Origin of the sequence: Bacillus sp. FJAT-27231 (assembly GCF_001183975.1) — a bacterium.
Taxonomy (GTDB): domain Bacteria; phylum Bacillota; class Bacilli; order Bacillales; family Domibacillaceae; genus Pseudobacillus; species Pseudobacillus wudalianchiensis.
Window position 1 is genome coordinate 3,716,807 of record NZ_LFZU01000001.1, and the last position, 23,043, is coordinate 3,739,849.

Genomic DNA, 23,043 nt, shown 5'->3' on the forward strand with positions numbered 1-23,043 from the left:
ATTTTGTGACTATCCGACCACGAAATTAGTCGTAATTTATATTTTAATCATCAACCTTTTATCTAAAACCATACTTTTATCCCTGTCATGAAGCCCTTACTCTAGTTCTATCTTTCAAAATCTAGTGTTAACCGCTCATTTTACGAAAGAGCATGTTAAGTTTTTTACTAATTTGCTAAAATATGTATATGATTACATAGAAAAAGAATGGGGTGTAAAAAGTGAGAAAAACAGTAAAATGGCTAGCTGCTTCCCTATTGTCTCTAGCTCTTGTAGTACCATCTGTCGGTGCAACGTCAGCTGCAGCCGATCAAGGAAGCTCTCAAGGAACCGTCACTTTTGACAGCAATGCAAAGGCGGCAAATACAGCAACAACAGCATCCTTTAGCGATGTACCGAAAACTTTTTGGGCAAAAGACGAAATCGATTATCTCGTGCAGAGAGGGATTATTGCCGGTTATAAAAACGGTAAATTTGGTATCAATGATCCGATTAAACGCGATCATGCAGCCATCATTTTAGCAAGAGCTTTAGGTGTAGACAAACAAACTGCACCGAATCCGGGATTCAAAGATGTACCGCCTTCTCACCCGGCGTACAATGAGATTGCCGTTTTAACAAAGTACGGAGTATTCAGTAAAGCGAATTACTTCAATCCAAATGGTAAATTAAAACGTTCTCATATGGCCAAAATTATTACAGAGGGCTTCGGATTTGATTATTCTTATCTTGTAACTTTTAAAGATGTAAAAAGCAGTGATCCGTTCTACAAATATATCACTACGCTTGGCAGTGCTGGAATTGCGGGAGGCAGCAATGGCTACTTTATGCCAAATAAGATTCTTAACCGCACAGAGTTTTCTGTCTTCATCGCTCGCGTATTTGAGCCGCGCTTCCGCACAGGCGTACAAGTAGATATTCAGAGCGCTCAATACTTATCAGACGGCCGTTTAAAAATGAATCTAATGATGTATAACAATACTCGTCAAACAGCCCTTAACATTAAAGGGAAATATGCTCTTTATATCGGTGATACATTAGTTGCTAAATCAAATGAAGCAAGAGAATACAAAAATATTTCTGTCGGGGCTAATCAGAAAAAAGCAGTGGTGTTTTACTTCTCAGCCAGCGAAATCAAAAACAAAGTTAACTTGAATGAGCTTAACAATGCTTTACTCGATTATGAACACCAGTGGAAATACTATAAATAAACACTAAAAATAAAGGAGCTGTCTCATACGTCGACTTTTCGACTTAGAGACAACTCCTTTTTGTTTAATACTTTAAGATGAACGAGGACTAACTCCTTTCCTCTCCGCATTAATAAGACCTCCTACCAACAGGACGACAGCGGTAAGATAAAACCACAATGTGAGGATAACGATTCCGGCAAGTTGGCCGTAAATGCGTGTGTAGTTGACGGCGCTTGCGTACTCACCGAAGATGACGGACATCGCTTGCCAACTGATTGCGGCGAAAGCGGCACCTGGTATAACAGAGCGTACTCTTTGTTTGCCGCTTGGCAGAATTTTGTAAAATAAAATAAAAAAGCCAAATAAAAATACTGTTCCAAGTCCCCATTTAATAGCAGTCCATGTGGCGAGAAAGGGAGCGGCAGTTTCAATCGTTATGAGTACTTCGGTGGAGATCAACAAATGAAGCAAACGTTCAGCAAGTGGAATAAGCAGGGAGAGCGGCACAAGAAACATAAAAATGAGCGTTACTCCTAAATCCCGTATGACGCCATGCAAAAAACGAAGCTTGCGTTTAATTCGGTAAGCTTCATTTAACGATCGAACAAGCGACTGAATGGCCATGGAAGACAACCAAAACGTAGAAAAAAAACTTATTGACATTAATTGGCCTTTCCCTTTTTCCAAAACAGTCTCTACATTTTCATGAATGAGATTATATGTATTAGCAGGAGCATAAGGGCGTATTACACTAAGTATGTCATCTTCTTGGATTGGAAAAAAACTTACTAATGAGAGCATAAAAATAAGAAAAGGCACAATAGACAGCAATAAATAATAAGCTGTCTGAGCCGCCTGATCAAAGAATTGTTCAGTAAAAAAACGAATACTGACTCGATATACGAATTTCACCAAATGCATATCCTCATCTCCCCGCTTTTGCTTTTCCATTGCTATAGAGTAGACTCCACTCTTGACTTATTATGTCCTACAAATAGGGTGGATTAACACGAGAATAAACAAATTCATAAGAAAACAGCCTTCTATAAGATTAAGGACTTTCTCTAGAAGAATAAAGGAGCGGAGGATTATCCTCCGCTCCTTTATTTTCAAAGAAGTATACTTATCTTAATTAGTTGTCGTCAACAATAGCGCTATGGACTATCAGCATTGATATGATCGCAGCTACATAGATGGAAACGGCTGGTGCGGTAAAGACGTGTCCTGCTGTTGCACCGATCCCTAGAGCTAAAATGAAACCAACTCCATACATAACATACGGAATGGTAAACGTTTCTTTTAAATGCGTAATAAAATAAAGGATAAAGCGGACAGCATAATATAACAGCGGTGCGATAAGATACAAGAAGCCGATAATCCCTAATGAGAAAAAGAGATCATAAAAGTCCATCTCTATCATTTTTGGTTCTTTCCCCGGCTCAGGCATATCGTAGTTGCCTGCAAATCCCATTCCGAACATTTTTTGCAGAACAGGTGCCTCAGAAAAGTCCTGCTTGAAATCAGCCAAATACTTCTCCCTGCTGCTGAAAACAAGGTTTTGTAATTGTTCTTCCGTAATCTTTGGCTCTTCCGGCGTATCCTCAGGTTCCTCTTCCGATTCATCCGGTGTTGTCTTCTCTGGCTTCTCTTTGCTAAGGTCAATGTTCAGAAGACCAAGATGAGCATACATATTATTAAAAACAGGTGTAAAAGGAGTTGAAATAGCTAGAGCAAAGAGGAGAATAAGGGAAACAAACATATTCACTCTTGTTTTTTTCGTCCGTCCCTTCGTTAAGTAAATAATCAAAAGGGAGATACATGCAGCTGCCAGAACGATTACAATTCCTCCGTACCCTACTTTCGTACCAAGAAAGAGCATGGAGATGGCTAATAGGATGAAGGGAATCCAATAATAGCTAGTCTTAAAAGATTCCGTTTTTTCGATCGCATAGACTGCAGTCACTGGTAAAATAATAGCCATAATGGCCCCGATTTCATTTCCGGCAAAGAACCAGCCGGTAAAGCCTATTTTTGTATGAGAATAATTGGATAAGCTTGTGCCAGTTAAAAAGGATACAATAAACACGGCACTAATGATGAGCGAAGAATATAAAAAGTATGTCGTTGTTTTCTCCATAAACGGTGAGCGGTCTTTTTTCAGCTGCAGATACAGCATATTAAAACCTAAGAATAAAATTGGAAAGTAAATCACTTTGTTATAGAATTTTAATTCTTTGAATAAAAAATAAGGATCTTTTAAGTTCATATTGACAACAATGTTGATACCAATTACCACAGCTAATCCAATTAAATAAAAAATATACTTTTTAGCAAGCGGGCTTGAAAAAGCCAATTTGAGCAGTAACAACAAAATCGCCGCCATATATAGAACGCGGACGATAACACCAACTGTAAGATTTACATTTAAAATCATGAGAGATGCCGTGGTCATTACATCAATGACCGGCTGCAAAACCAAAAATACAAGCAGCAGTAAAAATGTCTTTCGATTCAGCATGTTGATTCGTTCCTCTTCTCTTTCAATTTCCTTTTTATATAAACGCTTAACAACAATAAAAAATTTTTTAATATTCTCTAATCGTTTTCTCAAAACATATCGACAACTGAGCCTATGTATAAAGTGCACCTTTTCCATTATATCACAAAAATGAGTCAATCCTTTATAAATATTGACTCTGACTTAATAATATGCCGCCATTGTATTCTATCATCTTTTCCGCTCTCATACTATCTATTTTGTATGACAACTTTTACGTTTTCAAAACGCTTTTATTAAAATAATTCAAGCTGTCAACCGAACAGCCTGAGTTCCATTTTCCGCAAAAGTTTTCCCCGCTTTATTGCAGGTTATCCCCTGCTTATTTAATGAGCCACTTGAGGGGTTTTACGATAACTTTAACTGTAATTTAAACTTCGCTGTCAAAAATTAAAATGGCTGTAGAGCTCATTAATACTTTATTCTTATTCTATTAGCAGCGGCAAAAGCATACGACACTTTACACTTGGTCTGCCTTCTCATTTCTAGTCATTTTTTTATTATTCCACAGCCTTCTTCTATAATTATATAGGGCCAGAACATAAATGATATGTTCCCAATATTCTCAATTACAACTTTTCTGTAAAGACCTCTTTCCTTCTTTTCATTGTTAAATTTTTAATATTTCAAAAAATATTTACCCTATTCAGCTTCTATACTATACTAAAATAAAATAACGGGTAGAAAGAGTGTATATTTTGGATAACGTTCAAATGTCAGAAAGAGAAAAAAGTATTGTATTCATAGGCTTTATGGGTGTTGGAAAAACAACGATTGGCTCTCTTGTCGCTGAAAAACTGTATCGGACATTTATCGACATTGATGAGGAAATTGAAAAAGAATATAACATGTCCATCAATCAGATTTTTGCTGTGCATGGAGAAAAAACATTTCGGGAAATTGAAAAACGAACAGTTCGTTCATTCTGCAAACAGCCTTTAAAAGTGATTTCTCTCGGAGGCGGAGCCTTTATGCAGCCTGAAATACGGGAGATTTGCCTAAAGAATTGTATTGTTTTTCATTTGGATATGTCATGGGAACACTGGAAAGAAAGGCTAGACCTGTTAATTGACAGCCGTCCCGTTCTTCAAGGTAAAGACTTAAATGAAATAAAAGAGCTTTTTGACAAAAGAAAAGACGCTTACACAGTAAATCATTCTTCTGTGACTGTCGACTCAAAAACGGCTGATGAGGTAGCTGACTCCATTATTGATTCGCTAAAACTCACTTGGTATTTACATAAATAAACATAAAAACAATGAGAGACGACAAACTAGCTCTATCCATGAATAATACTCGTACGATTTTTAAAACATATATTAAAAACACTCTTGGACTGATTGAATGCTTATCTTTTGAAGCTCGAGTGTTTACCAACAACTTATGGACGATACTCGTATCGTCCTCTTTTAATGTCATCCTCTTAATCGATCCCTATAAGTTGCCATAATGCCTACAAGCACCATGTAACCCACCATCCAGAAAAGGCCCCTCTTTTCAATCGTTCGTCCTTCTGGTTTCATGAAATCTCCCCCCTTTCTTTTCATCTGATGCTCATCACCCATAGCATATAAACAACTCACATAACTTATACACGGATTGTTCAGATTGATTTAGCATAATAAAAAATACCTGTTGATAAAAGCATCAAAGAAATCATTCACTTTTCTATTCCTTTCCATTTTATATAATAAAATAGTAACTGAAACTTTTTTCCTAATAACCCTGTTTTTTATTGTAAAAATAAACTATTATTACTATTGTTCGGTAATCAGGAAAGGAGAATTGTTTAATTGAAAAAAACTTTTATGGTATTTTGTACTTTTATTTTGAGTTTTAGCCTGTTTATCCCTTTGGCTAAAGCGGCTCAGTTTAGTGATGTAACGACAAATAATCGTTTTTATAATGAAATTCTTTTTTTAGCAGATGAAGGCATCATTAGTGGATTTGCAGATGGAAAATTCAAGCCAGGACAGGAAGTAACCCGTGCGGCTGCAGCTATTATGATTGGAAAGGCACTGCATCTTGACGGAGCAAACAGAAAAACGCCATTTAAAGACGTAAATCCTGCAAACACGGCCTCTGGCTACATTGCCTCAGCGACAGAAAAAAAGATTATTTCAGGATTCCCAGACGGCACCTTCCGGCCAAATGAGTTTGTAACACGCGGCCAAATGGCCATCTTGCTTGCTAAAGCATTTGAATTGACGAAGGAAGAAGAGATTCCATTTTCCGATGTGAACGCTAAAATGGCGGCTTATGCTTCTATCAAAAAGTTGATAGCTGCCGGCATTGCTTCTGGCTATGAAGACAGTACGTACAGACCAAATCTCGTATTGAAGCGAGATCAGTTTGCAGCCTTTATGGCACGTGCGCTCAATCCTTTTTTTATCCCGGGCAATGAAGTTCCTGACTTTTCCGTCAGCTTCTTAAATGTAGGACAAGGAGACGCGACTTTAATTCAATTTCCCAATAAAAAAACAATGTTAATTGATGCAGGTGCCTCCGAATCAGCCATCAAACGGGAGTTGGCTGCCCTCCACATTGATCAAATTAATATTTTTGTCGCTACTCACCCCGGCGTGGATCACATCGGCGGTGCTGACTATGTGATCAATAATATGAAAGTCGAAAAAATCCTTGACTCAGGTTTGCCAGGAACAGACGCAGAATATAAACAATACATTAAATCAGCAGAGACGAAAAAAATCATCCGTGAAACGATGAAAACGGGCCAGCACCTCTCTCCTGATAAGCGGGCAGACGTAGCTGTCCTTCATGCCGATAGCCACGCAAAAAATGCAGATGACGGCTCTGCTTTGATCCGCATTGCTTATGGAGACACTAGCTATTTATTGGCTTCCGAGGCAGGCACATCTGTAGAAAAGCAGCTGCTATCAAATCCTTCTCTCCAAGCAGACATTTTAAAAACGGCGAAGAACGGTACAAAAGAAGCAACTTCCGAGGCATTTATTAAGGCTGTCAATCCGCTTATTGCCATTTTGTCAACTGACAGTGAACACAGCTATTCCACTGAGGATGTGAAAAAGCGCTTGGAAATGCATGAAGTAGAGGTCTTTTCTACCTTTGAAGGAACCATCGTTACTGTGAACTCTCCAAAAAGTTTTTATATTTTCCAAGAAGATTTCTCTAAATTAACAGATATCCTACCTAGTCGTATGTCTGCAGCAAACTCGAACTTGTGGAGACATTTCGACAAATAAAACAATAAGAAAAGCACATTATCCGTTTTTATAATGGATCATGTGCTTTTTTAATAAAATAAAGGATATTTTTACATTAATTAGTCATATATTAATAGTAAAAAATAACTATATTTGCTACAATGTAGGGGAAAGTACGAAAAGGAGGATGCAATGGGTCATGAAAATTCTTGAAAATTACAAAATCACAACGGACACTATGGCGTTAGTAGAAGAGTATCATCAAGATTACAACTCCATCATTTATGACAAGAACGGTACATACTATTCAAAGCAAACTGTACGCTCCTTATTAAACGAAGCTTGTATCGAGAGAATCTCCACTTATGATGGAAGGATTAAAGCTGTGCGCCAACGCTTTCCATACCGCAAAAAAACACCACTAGTGATTTGCCTCCAAGAGCGCATCTGTGCCTTCCCAACTACATCACCAGACAATTACGGCTGCAAATGGATCTTCCCATATCATCTTCATATGGGCACAATGAAAGACGGACAACTTATCGCCTCCTTCAAAAACGGGGTCCAGCTGACTCTCTCCTGCTCATTTTATGTCTTTAACCGTCAAAGAGAACGCACTGCCAATTGCTTGAATTATTTTGAAAGTAATTTATCCAACTGACGAAAGGGGCAATCCTGCTGCTCTACAGCTGTGAAGGATTGTCCCTTTTATGGTATACCATAGCCTCTCATAGCAAGAAACAACCAAATAAATAAGCTGAAATGACAGCCTTACTATATTCTGTTACTATTGTTTATTATCATGGCAGAAAGGATTGTTCTATATGATCAACGTATTGTTTGTTTGTCTCGGGAACATTTGCCGTTCTCCAATGGCCGAAGCGTTGTTTAGAGATCTTGTAAAAAAGCAAGGACTAGAGGACCAAATCGCTGTCGATTCCGCAGGCACAAGCGGCTGGCATCTCGGCTCTCCCCCTCATAAAGGGACGCTGGAAATATTAAGGAAATATAATATTGATGCAAAAGGACTTTCCGGCCGACAGCTCGTCAAAGAAGATATGGAGAAATTTGATTACATTATTGGCATGGATGAAAGCAATATTCAAAATATCCATAAGCTTCTTGGGCGTCCCGAGCATCCGGTCATTGTTCGCCTATTGGATCTGACAGACAAACAAAAAGACGTCCCCGATCCTTACTACACTGGTGACTTTCAGGAAACATATGACCTGTTGGAAGAAGGCTGCCGAAAACTAGCAGAGAAAATCAAAGATGAGCGATTATAACTTTTTCAAGACTTCTAGGAGCTTATTACACGATAAAGACAGCTATTTGCTGCATTAAAGCAGTCGATAGCTGTCTTTATTCGTTTTTATCTGCTTGATTTTAAATTTTTCAATACATTAATGACAAAGAGCAGAATGCCAAGTACAGTTAAGGTAGCTCCTATGGCAACACCCGCTGTATAGGAAGAAGATTTGGTAGAAAGAAGCAGGAATAAGGAGATCATCATAATGGGGAGACCAAGATTATGGAGCCAGAAATGTGCTTTTGCTATTCCGTTGTATGCCAGAGCGGGGAAAATATGATATAAGATACCTGCAAGCATTAAAGCGGTCCAGCCAAGAAGATTTACGTGTACATGTACTCCGGTTAATTCATAAGAATGGACGATGGACATGTAATAACCTAGCAATACGCCAATCGCAAAGTACACTACAGAAATCTTAATTAATCGAATAGCCATTGTTACTCCTCCCTTCTTACTACATTTTATGTCTGAATTCAGGATAAATTCCTTAGCGGAAAAATATTTCTTCCCCTGTCTTCTCTATGCTTCATTTGAAAACGTAACAGATGTGAAACATGTGCTAGACTATGTAAATGAATAAATAAAAATTTGACGGAAAGGACGGAAAAAAGTGAAAAAGTTTACCTTTGTCATTCCCATTATGATCCTTGTAGGCTGGATTTCTTTGTGGATGCTTAATAAAGATTATTCAGAGATTGATATGCAAACTAGATGGCTCATTACTGCAGGAGCTGCCATCTTTTCAGGGGTGATTTCCTACTTTTTGCTAGGCAGCGATGGGGAAAAAGCGGCTGAGTTAACAAAACGCAAGCAAAAAAAGCGATAAATCTGTCATAACTCTATTATTTTTAATCCTAAAAAGAATCAACTGAAGAAAACTAGGAGCCGTTATAGATGAGAGCCTAGTTTTTTACTTCTTAAATCAGCTGCTTCCTACTAAACGTAAAGAAAATTATAATGAAAAGCGAGCACATAGATTTTACTTTTTGTCCTATTTCTCAATAAAAAAGACTAGCCACTCGTGATAGAGAGGGCTAATCCTTTTTTATACTAAAGAGTGAACAAGTAGACGAGAGGCTGCTTCATACATTTCATCAAACTGAGATAAAGGAAGCGGGTTTTGCCCTTCTCCAAGTTCAATAGTGAACCCCGGCTTGCGAAATTCTTGAATAAACCAATCTTTGTAGCCGCAATGACTGTCTACATAACGAACAGCTTTGTAACCGCTCACCCGGGAAAATTGATTAGCAAGCTGTTCAGACTCTGGCGGCTCTAGCCCTTCATACCCCCAATAAAATTCTTTTCCTTGTGTATGCAGGGCGAGCAGCCTGTCAAAATTCTCTTTTTTCACCAAATCGGCCATGGCTTTTGTTTCTGGTTCAGACAGCGGTGCGTATCCTGGAAAATCTCGCGAAGAAGGTCTTTTTGGCTTTCTCGTCACCTCGAACTCCCAATTCGCCGGAAATTGCTTATTTAAGTCTACCCCGCGAATATTTGCTTTCCATCCAGAAAAGTCACGGCTGCCCTTATTAATAGCGATGACTTCTTTTTCCACTTCAAGAGGAGGACCATTCAGCACTAAATTCACTCCATCGGGATCAACCATAGGCACAGCCGAGAGCTGCGTGTTTGTATATAAAGGAAGAGCAGGCACCCCTTTAATCACAAGCTGGTTTGTTAAGGCCAGCAAGTACTCGTTTAAAAAGCGCATTAATATAGGGGTCGTAATCCATTCATTCGCATGGAAAGAGGCGTTCATCTGTACCTTACGATCACTTTTTCCAATCCGCAAATCATAGAGAGGCAAGCCAAGCACACTTGTTCCAGCTTTTCTTCTTCTCATAAATGGATAAATGCTTAATAATTGATGAATATCGGTTTTCATTTGCTGAAAATCATAAGGCTTCTTGCTATTTACAATAAATGTAGTGACCCTTTCTGGAATTTGCACTTTTTGTCCAACCTGCAGTTGATTAGGATCCACATCAGGATTCAGTACCAATAACAGGTTCACATTTATATTCCGGGCGGCTGCCAATTTCCAAAGCGTATCTCCTTTTCCAACCTTCTGTAGTGCCACTGTAAAACCTGGAATCTCGATAATCTCCCCCGGCTTTAGGGTGTTGGGGTTCACATCAGGATTGGAATCGACAATCAGCACTAGAGGAATATGAAACAACTGGCTATAGTGCCAGAGTGTATCCCCCTTTCGCACACGAATCTTCATCCTATCACACAACCTCCTACAAAGACCTTTTCCCTTATCCTATGTGCGCAACAGCAAAGCTATGAATAAAGGGTCAGTCCCTTATCACTTTTAAAGCGATGGGGACTGACCCCTGTTTTAATAGGTGCCTTCAATTTTTTTAATAAAGTCATCCATTGTATGCGCAGGGCTGACCCCTTGCCTTTTTAGTGTGTACGGGTCGTCTCCAAGCTTTACATTTCCAGTTTCGGTAGTAAAGGCTAGATGAATACCTGCTGCTTTGGCCGCCTCAATGGTATGGGGAGCGTATTGCCCCCACGGATAGGCTAAATATTTAATGGAAGCCGGGTCTTTAAGAGCGCGTCCGATGTATTCTCTTCCGCTCAGTAAGTCAGCTTCAATTTCTTCCGCCGTTTTTGAAATTAGATACGGCACTTGTGTGTCTCTTTCTCTTAAATGCATGCCCTGTGTATGATGCTGAAAGCTGAAAACATCTTGTGTTTCACTAATCTCTTTATGCCCCATATACTGTAGCGTCATGGGATCCCAAGGTTGAGCATAACCTCTTACCTTGCCCCCGATGACAAATACGACAGCTTTTTGTTGGTTTTGTTTTAAGATTGGGTAAGCGTATTTTTGTGTCGATAAATAATTATCATCAAAGGTCACAACGGCCACTTTTCCAGGCAAGTTTTGTTTGTGATTCAAATAGTCTTCTAATTCTTCTAGTAAAATAGTCCGCCAGCCATTTTGCTTTAAATAATTCATTTGCTTTTCAAATTCATCTACTCTAATAACCATTGAATTATTATAGAACGGAGTTTCCTCTGGTTTCTCTACCATATGGTGGTACATTAAGACAGGGATCCCTAAATCCTCTGTCACTTTATTCTTGTGAATGTAGCCAATTTGACCAGCGATAGTAATGATATACCAATCCCCTAATTTTCTTACGATGGGATAGCGAATATTGCCTTTAATAACGGCGATTCCTTTTTGATCTTTACCAATTTTATTATAAACAACAGTCTCTGACTTTGTGATAATTGATAAATTGCTATCGCTGGCTGCCTTTGTTGGCATGCTTTTCTGCACTTTCTTAGCAACTAAAAGCGCCGGGCTTTTCTTCACAGAAACTGTTCCATTGCCAAAGGAGATATAGTAATAGTCCGAATCCTCTTGCAGCACTTCATAAAACTGATTTGGCAAAAGCGTCCCTACTACGAGCGGCCGGCCATCTACTTGGTCATAGGCAGTAACCTGCTGTCTTACCGTTATCCATTTTGATGAAGAAGCCGCTTGTCCTCTTTCTATAAAAAAACCATTTATCAAGATAAAAGAAACACTGGCAATCAGAATAATCCTGATACTTAAGACTCTCAAAATTCCCACTCTTCCCTATAATATAGTTATATTTTATCAAACAAATAACCATATCATAGTAACATAGCATTACCCTAATAAAAAGAATAAAATGAAATTACTTCCTTAATTTCTTAAATTAGTATCATCGTAAAAAAAGAGTCTACTTGGTAGACCCTCAAAATGTTTGCCTTTCTAATTAAACTTTAAATTGGTTCGTAGCACTTTGCAGGTCATTACTCAAGTTGGTGAGCTGTTCCGCTGACTCCGCAACCGCCTGAATCGCATGGAGCTGCTCTGCCGTTGAAGCGCTGACTTCCTCGCAGGAGGCCGCTGTTTCTTCCGAGGTCGCTGCCATGATTTGAATCGTTCTTGCGACTTCCTCTTTATGTTTGGCTACTTCCTGAACTTCATTATAGACTTCATCAATCGAGTATTTCATTTCTTCCATCAGCTTTGCGATTTCTCCAAAGGCTGTGCCCGTATTATGGACAACTGCTTCCTGGTGCTGGAAGGTTTCTCTCGTCTCTTGCATTTGGCCGGAAACTTGTCGGGCACCCGCTTGCAGCTCTTCTACTGTGGCCTTTACTTTTTCCGTTGACTGTGCCGATTGTTCCGCAAGCTTTCGGACTTCTTCGGCTACAACCGCAAAGCCTTTTCCATGTTCACCAGCTCTTGCCGCTTCAATGCTCGCATTTAAAGCTAACAAATTCGTCTGATTAGAAATCTGCGTGATCGTCTCCATGACGCCCCCAATGGCTTTAACTTTCTCATCTAGCTGATCAATAACACCCGCCATGACTTGTAAATTATCTTTCCAGTTATCAAACGAATTCTGCAGCTGCTGTATTTGCTGTCGTCCATTTTCATTAATTTTATCTGTCCGCTCAGCAATCGCCGTCATACCACTCGCTTTTTTATTGATTTTGCTGATTTGCCTGCCAAGACGTCCAGAATTTTCACTGGCGGTTTCCGCATTACCGGCTGATTGTGAAGCGCCGCTTGCGATTTCACTAATCGCTGCCGCTACTTGCTCACTAACCGCATTCGTTTCTTCTGAAGTGGCATTCAAGCTTTCAGCCGATTGGCGAACCTCTGACACAGAGGCACTAATAACGGCAATGAGCCCGCGCATCTTTTCAATCATCGAGTTAAAATCATGAGACAGCTCGCCAATTTCATCTTTTGAAGCAGCTTCTGCCCGCACCGTAAGATCTCCTGCAGCCGTTTGATCCATTACAGCTTTCAAATGGTGGAGCGGCTTAATAATTCTACTAATCATAAAGAATAAGATCACAAAAGCAATAAGTCCCCCTGCCACAGAAAGCCAGATTAGCAGATTTCTCAATTCTGATGCTACTTTATAAATTTCTTTCTCAGGATAAATCGCCCCGATTTTCCAGCCTAAATTCGGAACCGTCGTGTAAACGCTTACTTTTTTTGTGTTATTCATTGTATAACGGGAGACGCCTTCTGACTCGTTTGCTTTATACATATCGGCGACAAACGGATAATCGGTCAAATCCTCCCCTTGTTTGTCTGGATATACAATCGCTGTTCCGTCTGCATCAAGTACGTATGGAAAGCCCTTGAATCCGAGGTTCTTTTCCTGCATGCTTTCCGAGAGTGTTTTTAAGATAATATCTACTCCCAGCACCCCGGCAGCTTTTCCATTCTTCGTAATCGCTTTTGAAGCAGTGATCACATACTCCCCTGTAAAGGCATCCACATATGGCTTTGACCACTGGACTTTGTCAGGCTCTTTCACCGATGCCTGATACCACGGTCTGGCAGTAGCATCGTAGTCATCTGCCACTTTAAGAAATGGATATGTTTTGATGCTCTTATCTGGATATCCAATATAAATGTATGAAGCCTCTTGATAAGTATCCGTATACTTTTTAAAATCTTGGTCAAATTCTTTTGCCAGCTGCTGTTTCTGCACTGGATCGGTGACACTATTAAGATCAGTAAACCGCTTCACCGTTGCCGAATCGGCCATTTGGTTCAGGCCTCTCTCATACTGGCCAAGAAACAGCTGAAAAGAAGAGCTCATTTCGTCTATCATAATTTTCGTTTGAGCGACAACATTTTCCTCTGTCTTCTGCTTAATCTGTAAGCCGCTTACAATCATCATTACAGCAACAACTAGACCAAATATCACCAAGATGGTACTAATGATTTTTGTCTTTATGGACTTGAACATATATTACCCCCTATAAAACCCCTTTATAGTTATTTCGTCACACCCAGCCTTTTGTTTAGCCTTTTTTAAACGGAAGATTTCCTGATAAACATGCCGCCATTCTGGATATCCTGACCTTGTTTCCAGATAAAAGCGAGACAACTCTGGATAAATCATCATTCTTTCTTGATATCACCCTATTAAAAAGAGCGATCCACCTAGCGAATCGCTCCTTCTCCTATCAATCCGTTATCTCATATAAATGTTAACAAGCTCGTAGCATCTTTCTCTTGTCAGCCGTGCTTGAGTGCTAACGTATTGGACAGAGGCAAATGATCCTCCTTCATATGTGGCTGATTCTGCTTTAGCTGTACGATCTCTGTATTTAATCCACTCGCGCTGCTTGCCCCGCAAATTCGTCATTTCACTAGAGGAAAGCTGCGTTTTCAGTACACTGTAAATGTCATTCAGGGCGTCATCCCACTTTTTGTATGCGGCCGCTTCAGCTTCTCTCATTTCCACTGTCGTGCCGTGTTCGTAAATATACGTTAAGTCAGACATACCTGCCTCTATGTTGTACAGCTTCTGCAAATACTCCTCTTTCTTGCTGACAGCTGCTTCGGCGCGTGCTCTTTCCTTCTCTTCTAAAGCCTCTGCGGCTTTTTGCTTCTGCAGCCGCTCATTGATCGATTCCTCAATGCTCTTCACTTCGTCGGAAAAACCGGACAACGCCGTTGCTGTCTCTTCATTTTGCTTGAGCTCATTGATGGATGTCTGTGCATCGCTGTAGTTCCCTTGTCCGATCGAACTCTTAATTTCTTCTAGCTTTTTGGCTACTTCACTAGATTCCTCATCATGGCTCTCAGCTGTTTTTACGTACTCTTCTAATTCTTTCTTTAGACTATCCGCTAAATGGTCTTCCTGAAGCAAATGGTTCGCTTTCGTCAATGCGTCTTCCCATTTAGCCTCCTCGATCGCTTTTTCTACCTCATGATAAGCTGTCAAATCTTCATAAAGACCTTTTGCCTTCTCATCCTTCGGCTTTTCATCCAGCGCCAATTCAAACGATGCCTGCGCCTTGTCAAATTCTCCATTCGCCAACGCCAGCTTTCCTTGCTCCATCGCCTTCTCATACGTCCCATTATTGCATCCAGCTAACAAAATCGCCGCGACTACAACTCTTGCTGCCCTCTTCATAAGTCCCTCCTGAAGTATCATGGTTAGTAAGTATAAAGTATCATAATCTTCTAAATGAGTATATAGTTTCCTATTAAATTTGACACCCCTATCTCTTAGAAGACCTAACACAAAAAACCTGTGATAGGGCGAAAAAACTCCCACCCTATCACAGGTTTTTATCGCTATTCTTTTTTCTCCAGGTAATCCTTCCCCGCCAGTAAAACGGCATGTACAGCAGGAGCACAATGATCCCGCCAGCAAGATCTAAAAACACATCATTTACGAGCGGTGTCCGGCCGTCTGCTTGCAGCTGGTGTCATTCATCAAAAGCCGCATAGATATCCGTACCGATAAGGGCGACAAGAATGCCTCTGAAGAAACGGTCCGACTTCCACAAATAAATATACGCGGAACGCCGCCGCCAGCAGGCCAAATAGAAGCAAATGCACAAACTTGCGGATAAAAAATTCAAGAAAGTAATACTAGCCTTTCGTCTCAACCGATATCTCTTTTCCCCAATACGTCACTTTAAATTGCGATAACACATCTGCGAACCGCTCACCCGGAAGCATTTTTTGCATCATCGGAACGAGCGATGGCTCCTCGTACGCTTGGGAAAAAAGAATAAATGATCACTGCTATAGATTTCACCTGAAACTCTTTCCTTGCAACCAGCGGGCTGCAACCCTTCCCGCTTTCATAAGCAATTATTGATTGTAGTCCCACAAAATGAACCAGTTTTCCTTTTCCTGTACGACAAAAACGTCCTGGTGCAATGAAAAGTTCCCGTATTTCCCCTTGTACACCTGCACAACCGGCACTTTATACACAAAACTAAGCTCCGGTCCGTCAGCAGATACCCGCCACTTCTCCAGCTCCTCCGGTTCACCGAGCGTATAAGAAAAAGACTCTACACCAAAATGGTTTATAAACACCTGTGCCCGTTCTTGTACATAGTGCCCTTTTGTAAACTTTTCTTTTATAAACGGATGGAACATCTCCCACGACTTCGAGAAATTCCCCTCCTGCTCATATCGATAAAAATCATCTACCACTTTCTGTGCCTGCTCGCTCGGCGATGTGAAAAGCCCTCTTACAAAAAGCCAGCCTGCCCCTATACAAAAGAGAAGGAGGAACAGTGTGAACACCACATTCCTCCGTCTGCGCCGTTTTCTCAACAAAGAACCACCCCTTGAAAAAGGCTGTTTACTTGAAGGTATTCAGACAGGCAGCCGACAAGAACAACGGTTGAAGGGTCAGTCTCCCTCTATTTATTTAACTCTTTATAAGCCAGCACCTTCAAAGCGAGCAATTCTTTGTCTGTTAATTTTCCTTCTAATTTATTCAACACTTCCTGCTTATTCCCTTGTTGCAAATCAGCCTGCATGTCTCGCAGCTCTGATACGTTAAATTTTTTCACTAATTGCCGCGTCGCTTCTTCTTTTGTTTGAAAAGGCAGCGTCTTACTATCCACCTTGGCTCCTTCGGCAATAAACTTCTGCAGCTCTGGATCATTCTTTACCTTTTCCTTAATTTGGTCCATCTGGCCGCTATTCTCTAACTGATTTGAGACTTGCTCCATCACTTTATCCGACACAATCTTCGTTCCCACATAAAAAGCCCCAACTGCTAATAACGCTAGGATGATCACCGTAACAAAAAGCACCTTTAACAGCTTCACCTGTACTCCTCCTCTGTCTCGGTGTATAATAATTTTTCTTTCCTCAAGATTCTATCATAATTTAATGGGAATCGTCTTTCACCGCACTGAAGCAATGAGTTGGCTTAAATAATTGTCTAAATATTATGATAATTATACCATTTACTTTCTTACATCAAAGAGCCATTATAATAAATAGCTTGTATAAGTAACTGTGCAGGGAGTGTGCTGCTACTGGTACGTACATCCGGATCACCCTATTTTACAGGAAAAATCGGGAGGCGATTCATGAAGAGAAGCATTCGCAAAAAGATTTGTCCGCCAAGCACCTGACTATGAACAAAGAGAGGAGAATTTTATTGAAAAGCATGCAAGCAAGCGGTAAAAAAATGATGGCACTCGCTCTAGTTGCAGCTATGTGTATGGGTTTTTCTTCTTCTGGCACGCTTCCGAAGAAGCTAGATCCTTTGGCGCCTGATACAGTCTATACGAATGGGACTGTCATTACGATGGATGACAACTCTCCTTCTGCAGAAGCAGTAGCAGTGAAAGGTGGCAAAATTATTGCTGTGGGGAAAAGCAAAGACATCCGTCAGCTGGCCGGCCGTCAGACGAAAACAGTCGACTTAAAAGGAAAGGTCATGATGCCGGGATTAATTGATGCTCATAGCCACTTCCCAAGCTCCGGTTTGGAAGGCGTTGTCTATGTGAACTTAAACAGCCCGCCGGTCGGAAAGATTCAAAAAATCGCTGACCTTGTCTCGGCGTTAAAAGAACGGGCAGAAGAAACAGTCGCGGGCGCCTGGATTCAAGGGCGAGGCTATGATCAGACACTCTTAGCGGAAAAACGCCACCCGACCCGTGCCGATCTTGACCAGGCCTCCGACGAACACCCGATTTTCATTACTCACACGTCCGGGCATCTTGCTGTCGCGAACAGTGCCGCCTTGAAGCTCGCCGGCATCACGAAGGATACCCCTAATCCTGAAGGCGGCACGATCCAAAGAGACCGTGCAACAGGGGAGCCGACTGGCGTATTAGAAGAAAGCGCCATGGCGTTAGTAAGCAAGTATGTGCCGGCCGCTTCACCAGAAAAAGAACTGGTTGCTTTAAAAGAAGCCGTCAAACAATATACAGCAGCCGGTGTCACCACTTCTATTATCGCTGCCGGCAGCAAAACAAGCGTCATGAATCTGCAAAAGTATTCAAAAGAAGGCCTACTGCCGCTTAGAATCACGACGATGGGCAGCGGCGGGCTCGGTGATCTCTCTCCTTCCCCAGGTGAACTGGGCGGCTTTGTGACCGGTTTTGGCAATGACATGCTGAAGCTTGGTGCCGTAAAAATGTGGCAGGACGGATCGATTCAAGGGTACACCGGTTATTTAAGCAAACCATACCACATACCGCCGGGAGACGATCCAGAATACCGGGGACACCCGCTTCAAAGCCGCGAAAAATTAACCGAACGCGTGATCGAGCTGCATAAAAACGGCTATCAAATTGCCATTCACGGAAACGGAGATGCCGCCATTGACGACATTCTCTACGCTTTCCGTAAAGCACAGGAAGCCTTCCCGCGAAAAGATGCGCGTCACCGCATTGAGCACGCTCAAATGGCAAGAGAAGACCAGCTCGACGAAATGGCGAAGCTCGGCATTACCCCTTCCTTCTATGTCTCACATACCTTCTTCTGGGGAGACCAGCATTGGGAAACCTTTATGGGTCCTGAAAGAGCAGCACGCATGAGTCCACTGAAATCAGCGGTGAAACGAGGCATCCGCTTCAGCATCCACCTAGACACACCCGTTACGCCGATGAGCCCGCTCCAAGCCGTCTGGTCCGCCGTCAACCGCACATCTAGAAGCGGCGAAGTTATCGGACCTGAACAGCGCGTCACCCGCATGGAAGCCCTGCGCGCCGTCACTATTGACGCCGCCTGGCAAAACTTCGACGAGAACATCAAAGGCTCTATTGAAACCGGCAAATACGCCGACTTTGTCATCTTAGGCGACAATCCATTAACCGTGAAACCGATGAAGATCAAAGACATTCCGATCCTGGAAACGGTGGTTAACGGTAAGACGGTGTATAAGAAATAAAACAAAGGGTCAGTCCCCCACCGCGTTCAAGCGGTGGGGACTGACCCTTTTAGTACTGCAACGGAATAAACACGTTAAAGGTCACACCTGAATCTGTGTTTTTCACCTGAATGTCCCCGTTGTGAAAATCAATAATTTTCTTTGTGATAAATAAGCCCAGACCAAACTTTCCGCTTTTCCCTTTGTGAAAGTGATTAAATAACTGTTCCAGTGTGTTGTCTTCAATCGGCGGCCCGTCATTTTTGAAGGATATCTTTATACAATCCATCCCTTCATATTTTACGGTATGGGCTGCGATCCAAATCGTCGTTGCCGCATACCTTACATTGTTTTCAAGTATATTTTCAAAAGCGACCATGAGTTCCTCTTCATTTCCCCAAAACTCGATGTCCAGCCATTCCATTTCGATCTTTATGCGCTGTTGATTTAGCGAAAACCTTACGTTTAAGCTCTCTAACATATGATTTAGATTGATTTTTTTAAATTCATTTTTTTTAAGAAAAATATAGTCCAGGCTATTTAAATATAATAGCTTTTCTACTTTACTTTCTAAATTTGCGGCTTCTTTTATAATCACTGAAACCGTCCCTTCAAAAGAATTGTGGAGATAGACCTTATCCTGCAGCGCCTGGGCATAGCTTCTGATGACCATGATGGGTGTTTTCAAATCGTGGGAAACGCTTTGCAAAAAAATCTCTTCTTCTACTTCCATTTTTTTTAACGATTCTTGCATCATGTTAATAGAGGCCGCCAATTTGCCAAACTCATCTCCCCTGTCCAGCGCGATGGGTTCTCCCCATTCTTTATTGGCGATTTTCTTCACTCTTTTTTCTAAATAACGTAAGGGCTCTGTTATTTTATTCGAGATAATTTTGGCGATGCAAATATTGACGATAGACAAAATCACAAGAAACCTAATTAAGTTCCCCAGCAAGTCGATAGATAGATAGTTAACGAGTACAAGAGTAATAATAATGGTAATGAACACAAGAAAGCCTGTCATCGTAACCCAAATTTGCAATCCAAACGGTTTATCTTTCATTATTTTACTAACCGGTATCCATAGCCGTAGACCGTTTCTATAGGAATGTTCTGTATTTTTTTACGCAAACGGCGAACGGTATCATCCACTACACGATCTGAGCCAAAGTAATTCTTATCCCACAGGCGATCGAGAATTTGTTCCCTTGAAAAAACTTGGTTGGCGTGATCAATAAAGAATAATAACAATTCAAATTCCTTGCTGGATAAAGATAATGAAACGCCATCGTAAGAAACGGTGTAATTCTCACGATTAATAACATAATCGTTCATTTTAATCACCTTATGATGAGTATGCTTCGAACCATAGGTTAACTCGATTAATTTATTGGTTTTGATCACCAACTCCCTTGGCAAAAATGGCTTCGATATATAATCATCACATCCGAGTTCTAAGCCTACTACCCGGTCAATTTCCTCATTTTTAGCAGAAATGAATATAATAGGGACGTGCGGATGAACCTTTTTAATTTCTTTAAATAACGTATAGCCGGTCGTATCTGGCAGCATAATATCTAAAATCCACAAATCCGGCGGCGAATGAAGTTTAGTATGCACGGACATTCCATCTAAAAAACCTTCGACTAGATAGCCTTCCCTCTCTAAATAAGTCTTCAGAATTGAGTTTAAATCTTCATTATCTTCCACTAAATATATTGTATTAGACATTAATCCCCCACCCTTTGTCCTACATAATGAATTATTATACAAGAAGAAGAGCTAAAAGGACCCCTGAATTTATCCATTTCAGGGGTCTGCTTGAAAAAGTCTCTTACAAAACCATTTTTAAAAATTCCCGTGTTCTTTCTTGTTTTGCCTGTAAAAACAGTTCATTTGGCTGCCCTTCTTCTAGGATAGAACCGCCATCCATAAATAAAATCCGGTCCGCCACTTCCTTGGCAAACCCCATCTCATGCGTGACGATCACCATGGTCATTCCTTCTCGAGCCAAGTCTTTCATTACCTGCAAAACCTCTCCTACCATTTCAGGATCAAGGGCGGATGTCGGTTCATCGAATAACATTACTTGGGGCTCCATAGCTAAAGCTCTTGCGATAGCGACACGCTGCTGCTGCCCTCCAGAAAGGCTGTGTGAATGCTGGTTTGCTTTCGCCGATAACCCTACTTTTTCTAAAAGCTTCATGCCGCGTTGTTCGGCCTCCGCCTTGGTATACTTTTTTATTTTTAGGAGAGCAAGTGTAATATTCTCCAAGGCTGTTTTATGCGGAAAGAGGTTAAAGTGCTGAAATACCATCCCGACATTTTGCCTGATTGTATTGATATTCTCCTGCTTATCCATAATATTCTTCCCATCAATCCAAACTTCGCCCGTTGACGGTTCTTCTAACCGATTTAAGCAGCGTAAAAAAGTAGATTTTCCTGATCCAGAAGGTCCGATAATGCAGACCACCTCTTGCTTGTAGATTTCTACATTAATATGTTTTAAAACCTCGGCACTTCCGAATGATTTACCTAAATCGTTGACTTTAATCATACAGCAGATAACCGCCTTTCGATCCAATGAGAAAACCAAGTAAGAGCATTGATGATGACCCAATACATGACTCCAACCGCGGCTAAAAACTCAAATGCTTTAAAATTGACCGCATAAATCGTTTGAGCAGAGTACGTCAATTCCGCTATCCCAATCGTCGCCAGAAGGGAAGTGTCTTTAATGCTGATAATAAACTGGTTCACGAAGGCTGGGATCATCCTTTTGATCGCTTGCGGCAGAATAATATATCGCATCGTTTGCCCGTGTGTAAAACCAAGAGCTCTCCCGGCTTCAAACTGTCCTCTGTCGATTGACTCAATTCCCGCACGGAATATTTCGACTAAGTAGGCACCAGCATGGAGACTAAGCACAAAGATGCCCGCTGTGATCGGACTGGTAGCCCGGCCAAAAATAAGAGGAAACAAACCAAAGTAGAAAAAGATAATTTGCACATAAAGCGGCGTTCCCCGGATAATGCTGACATAAACTTTAGCCGGCACTTGTAAATAGGCTTTCTTGGATACACGCATGATTCCAAAAACAAGGCCAAGGGTTGTTGCTAAGAGCAGAGACAAAAGGGCAAGTTCGATCGTTTTCTGCACTCCTTGCAAAAGGAGTGGCATCGAATCTGCAATTAAATTGAAAAATTCCATTCTCTACTTCCTTTCCTAAGGGCTAGGTGTAATCATTCCCTTCTTTAGTTGGAGCCAAAGTACTTGTCATAAATCGCTTGGTATTCACCGTTTTCCTTCATTTCTTTCAAATGTTGATTAAACTTCTTCACAACTTCTTCATTGCCTTTAGCGATAGCAATCCCATAGTCTTCACCTGTCAGCTTCTCCCCGATGATTTCCAAATCGCCAGCCGTACCCGAATTGATTTTCTCTGCAACAAATGGAAAATCATTAACGAGCGCATCGGAGCCTCCTTTTTCTACATCCATATAAAGAGTCGGTTCGTCTTCCAAAATCTTCACATTGGCTCCATACTTAGCTGCAAGCTCTTGTGCCTTTTCAAGACCAGTTGTTCCCTGTTTGGCTACAATGGTCTTCCCTTTAAGATCTTCTGCTGTTTTGATAGCGCTTCCCTTTTTTACGACAAGAACAAGCCCTGAATCAAAATAGGAATCGGTAAAATCTACAACGGCTTTACGGTCGTCACGAATGGTAATAGCCGCAGCAGCGCCATCAATTTGCTTAGATTGAAGAGCAGGAATGATGCCGTTGAATTTCATCTCTTTCCATTCAACTTTAAAGTCGGCTTTTTTTGCGAGTGACTCCACGATTTCGATATCAAACCCCACTAACTCTCCATCCTTTTTCTCACTAAACGCTCCGCCATCTGGAGCCGTAGCGAATACTAAGACATTATTGGCACTTTCTTCTGCCGCTCCGCTCTTCTCCTGTGAAGAACAACCTATCATACTCAGAATCACTGCACTCAACACGACGGACAACAACAACTTCTTTACATTTTTGATAAAAAGCCCCCTAATAACTGAATTTTTTTACTTGTTGTAATGTTAAGAAAGTAATGTAAAATAAATTTCAAGCAAATGTGTGAAATTAC

The 23,043-nt window shown here is 41.0% G+C and carries 21 protein-coding genes and 1 pseudogene; 7 read left to right on the forward strand and 15 right to left on the reverse strand.

The genetic code is table 11. The features are described from left to right. Positions 1-221: 221 nt before the first annotated feature. The gene (locus tag AC623_RS17900; RefSeq protein ID WP_049665053.1) at positions 222-1,211 is read left to right on the forward strand and encodes an S-layer homology domain-containing protein; all 990 of its coding nucleotides are present in this window, start codon (positions 222-224) and stop codon (positions 1,209-1,211) included. A gap of 72 nt (positions 1,212-1,283) precedes the next feature. Here the strand turns inward: AC623_RS17900 and AC623_RS17905 are convergent, their stop codons facing one another. Both AC623_RS17905 and AC623_RS17910 read right to left on the reverse strand, forming a co-directional pair. Then, positions 1,284-2,114, reverse strand: a complete 831-nt coding sequence (locus AC623_RS17905) for a YihY/virulence factor BrkB family protein (RefSeq protein WP_049666776.1) — start codon at positions 2,112-2,114, stop codon at positions 1,284-1,286. A 211-nt stretch (positions 2,115-2,325) separates the two neighbouring features. Then, entirely contained in the window at positions 2,326-3,711 is a 1,386-nt protein-coding gene (locus tag AC623_RS17910) for an O-antigen ligase family protein (protein ID WP_049666778.1), read from the reverse strand. 752 nt (positions 3,712-4,463) lie between these two features. Here AC623_RS17910 and AC623_RS17915 point away from each other — a divergent pair. The 4 genes from AC623_RS17915 to AC623_RS17930 all read left to right on the forward strand — a co-directional run bounded on the left by AC623_RS17915 (position 4,464) and on the right by AC623_RS17930 (position 8,221). Next, positions 4,464-4,997, forward strand: coding sequence for a shikimate kinase (locus tag AC623_RS17915; RefSeq protein WP_049666779.1), 534 nt, complete (start codon positions 4,464-4,466; stop codon positions 4,995-4,997). 546 nt (positions 4,998-5,543) lie between these two features. Continuing rightward, positions 5,544-6,974 (forward strand): S-layer homology domain-containing protein, encoded by a 1,431-nt coding sequence (locus AC623_RS17920; protein WP_049665055.1) that lies wholly within the window; start codon positions 5,544-5,546, stop codon positions 6,972-6,974. Between the two features lie 148 nt (positions 6,975-7,122). Continuing rightward, positions 7,123-7,596, forward strand: coding sequence for a competence protein ComK (locus AC623_RS17925; protein ID WP_197090988.1), 474 nt, complete (start codon positions 7,123-7,125; stop codon positions 7,594-7,596). A gap of 163 nt (positions 7,597-7,759) precedes the next feature. Beyond that, entirely contained in the window at positions 7,760-8,221 is a 462-nt protein-coding gene (locus AC623_RS17930; protein WP_049665058.1) for a low molecular weight protein-tyrosine-phosphatase, read from the forward strand. A gap of 86 nt (positions 8,222-8,307) precedes the next feature. On the opposite strand, the gene AC623_RS17935 is transcribed toward AC623_RS17930, so the two are convergent. Next, entirely contained in the window at positions 8,308-8,682 is a 375-nt protein-coding gene (locus AC623_RS17935) for a cytochrome-c oxidase (RefSeq protein ID WP_049665059.1), read from the reverse strand. Positions 8,683-8,857: 175 nt separating this feature from the next. On the opposite strand from AC623_RS17935, the gene AC623_RS17940 reads away from it, so the two are divergent. Next, positions 8,858-9,073: a hypothetical protein gene (locus AC623_RS17940; protein WP_231603547.1), complete on the forward strand. Its 216-nt coding sequence runs from the start codon at positions 8,858-8,860 to the stop codon at positions 9,071-9,073. A 219-nt stretch (positions 9,074-9,292) separates the two neighbouring features. On the opposite strand, the gene AC623_RS17945 is transcribed toward AC623_RS17940, so the two are convergent. The 7 genes and pseudogenes from AC623_RS17945 to AC623_RS17970 form a co-directional block, all read right to left on the reverse strand. Beyond that, positions 9,293-10,474 carry a M14 family metallopeptidase gene (locus tag AC623_RS17945; protein WP_049665061.1) on the reverse strand — a complete coding sequence of 394 codons (1,182 nt, stop codon included), beginning with the start codon at positions 10,472-10,474 and terminating at the stop codon, positions 9,293-9,295. Positions 10,475-10,591: 117 nt separating this feature from the next. Further along, positions 10,592-11,836: a polysaccharide deacetylase family protein gene (locus tag AC623_RS17950; protein ID WP_049665062.1), complete on the reverse strand. Its 1,245-nt coding sequence runs from the start codon at positions 11,834-11,836 to the stop codon at positions 10,592-10,594. A gap of 178 nt (positions 11,837-12,014) precedes the next feature. Further along, a complete protein-coding gene (locus tag AC623_RS22425) occupies positions 12,015-12,962 on the reverse strand; it encodes a methyl-accepting chemotaxis protein (protein WP_442853580.1) in 948 nt (315 codons plus the stop codon). Next, positions 12,957-14,021, reverse strand: a pseudogene (locus tag AC623_RS22430) (cache domain-containing protein); the annotation flags it as partial. The pseudogene AC623_RS22430 and the gene AC623_RS22425, both read right to left, overlap by 6 nt. Before the next feature lie 228 nt (positions 14,022-14,249). Beyond that, the gene (locus AC623_RS17960) at positions 14,250-15,197 is read right to left on the reverse strand and encodes a lysozyme inhibitor LprI family protein (RefSeq protein ID WP_049665067.1); all 948 of its coding nucleotides are present in this window, start codon (positions 15,195-15,197) and stop codon (positions 14,250-14,252) included. A gap of 689 nt (positions 15,198-15,886) precedes the next feature. Continuing rightward, positions 15,887-16,357: a hypothetical protein gene (locus AC623_RS17965; protein WP_049665070.1), complete on the reverse strand. Its 471-nt coding sequence runs from the start codon at positions 16,355-16,357 to the stop codon at positions 15,887-15,889. A gap of 89 nt (positions 16,358-16,446) precedes the next feature. Then, positions 16,447-16,860, reverse strand: a complete 414-nt coding sequence (locus tag AC623_RS17970; RefSeq protein WP_049665075.1) for a hypothetical protein — start codon at positions 16,858-16,860, stop codon at positions 16,447-16,449. 347 nt (positions 16,861-17,207) lie between these two features. Between AC623_RS17970 and AC623_RS17975 the strand changes: the two genes are divergently transcribed. Further along, a complete protein-coding gene (locus tag AC623_RS17975; RefSeq protein ID WP_231603662.1) occupies positions 17,208-18,938 on the forward strand; it encodes an amidohydrolase in 1,731 nt (576 codons plus the stop codon). A 49-nt stretch (positions 18,939-18,987) separates the two neighbouring features. Here AC623_RS17975 and AC623_RS17980 read toward each other — a convergent pair whose 3' ends face one another. From AC623_RS17980 to AC623_RS18000, 5 genes are all read right to left on the reverse strand, one after another. Then, positions 18,988-19,980: a sensor histidine kinase gene (locus AC623_RS17980; RefSeq protein WP_049665077.1), complete on the reverse strand. Its 993-nt coding sequence runs from the start codon at positions 19,978-19,980 to the stop codon at positions 18,988-18,990. Beyond that, the gene (locus AC623_RS17985) at positions 19,980-20,648 is read right to left on the reverse strand and encodes a response regulator transcription factor (RefSeq protein WP_049665080.1); all 669 of its coding nucleotides are present in this window, start codon (positions 20,646-20,648) and stop codon (positions 19,980-19,982) included. Before AC623_RS17985 ends, AC623_RS17980 begins: the two co-directional genes overlap by 1 nt. A 103-nt stretch (positions 20,649-20,751) precedes the next feature. Beyond that, a complete protein-coding gene (locus AC623_RS17990; RefSeq protein WP_049665083.1) occupies positions 20,752-21,474 on the reverse strand; it encodes an amino acid ABC transporter ATP-binding protein in 723 nt (240 codons plus the stop codon). Continuing rightward, positions 21,471-22,127 (reverse strand): amino acid ABC transporter permease, encoded by a 657-nt coding sequence (locus tag AC623_RS17995; RefSeq protein WP_049665085.1) that lies wholly within the window; start codon positions 22,125-22,127, stop codon positions 21,471-21,473. The genes AC623_RS17990 and AC623_RS17995 overlap by 4 nt, the downstream gene beginning before the upstream one ends. 44 nt (positions 22,128-22,171) lie before the next feature. After that, complete coding sequence (locus AC623_RS18000; protein WP_231603664.1) at positions 22,172-22,921, reverse strand: basic amino acid ABC transporter substrate-binding protein; 750 nt, start codon at positions 22,919-22,921, stop codon at positions 22,172-22,174. Positions 22,922-23,043: the final 122 nt, after the last annotated feature.

Excerpts from the sequence above, each read along its gene's own strand:
- AC623_RS17995 (WP_049665085.1), bottom strand. The coding sequence starts at position 22,127 with ATGGAATTTTTCAATTTAATTGCAGATTCGATGCCACTCCTTTTGCAA.
- AC623_RS17910 (WP_049666778.1), bottom strand. The coding sequence starts at position 3,711 with ATGCTGAATCGAAAGACATTTTTACTGCTGCTTGTATTTTTGGTTTTG.
- AC623_RS17990 (WP_049665083.1), bottom strand. The coding sequence starts at position 21,474 with ATGATTAAAGTCAACGATTTAGGTAAATCATTCGGAAGTGCCGAGGTT.
- AC623_RS17915 (WP_049666779.1), top strand. The coding sequence starts at position 4,464 with ATGTCAGAAAGAGAAAAAAGTATTGTATTCATAGGCTTTATGGGTGTT.
- AC623_RS17980 (WP_049665077.1), bottom strand. The coding sequence starts at position 19,980 with ATGAAAGATAAACCGTTTGGATTGCAAATTTGGGTTACGATGACAGGC.
- AC623_RS17905 (WP_049666776.1), bottom strand. The coding sequence starts at position 2,114 with ATGCATTTGGTGAAATTCGTATATCGAGTCAGTATTCGTTTTTTTACT.
- AC623_RS22425 (WP_442853580.1), bottom strand. The coding sequence starts at position 12,962 with ATGATTGAAAAGATGCGCGGGCTCATTGCCGTTATTAGTGCCTCTGTG.
- AC623_RS17960 (WP_049665067.1), bottom strand. The coding sequence starts at position 15,197 with ATGAAGAGGGCAGCAAGAGTTGTAGTCGCGGCGATTTTGTTAGCTGGA.
- AC623_RS17935 (WP_049665059.1), bottom strand. The coding sequence starts at position 8,682 with ATGGCTATTCGATTAATTAAGATTTCTGTAGTGTACTTTGCGATTGGC.
- AC623_RS17985 (WP_049665080.1), bottom strand. The coding sequence starts at position 20,648 with ATGTCTAATACAATATATTTAGTGGAAGATAATGAAGATTTAAACTCA.
- AC623_RS17930 (WP_049665058.1), top strand. The coding sequence starts at position 7,760 with ATGATCAACGTATTGTTTGTTTGTCTCGGGAACATTTGCCGTTCTCCA.
- AC623_RS17925 (WP_197090988.1), top strand. The coding sequence starts at position 7,123 with ATGCAATGGGTCATGAAAATTCTTGAAAATTACAAAATCACAACGGAC.
- AC623_RS17975 (WP_231603662.1), top strand. The coding sequence starts at position 17,208 with ATGCAAGCAAGCGGTAAAAAAATGATGGCACTCGCTCTAGTTGCAGCT.
- AC623_RS17945 (WP_049665061.1), bottom strand. The coding sequence starts at position 10,474 with ATGAAGATTCGTGTGCGAAAGGGGGATACACTCTGGCACTATAGCCAG.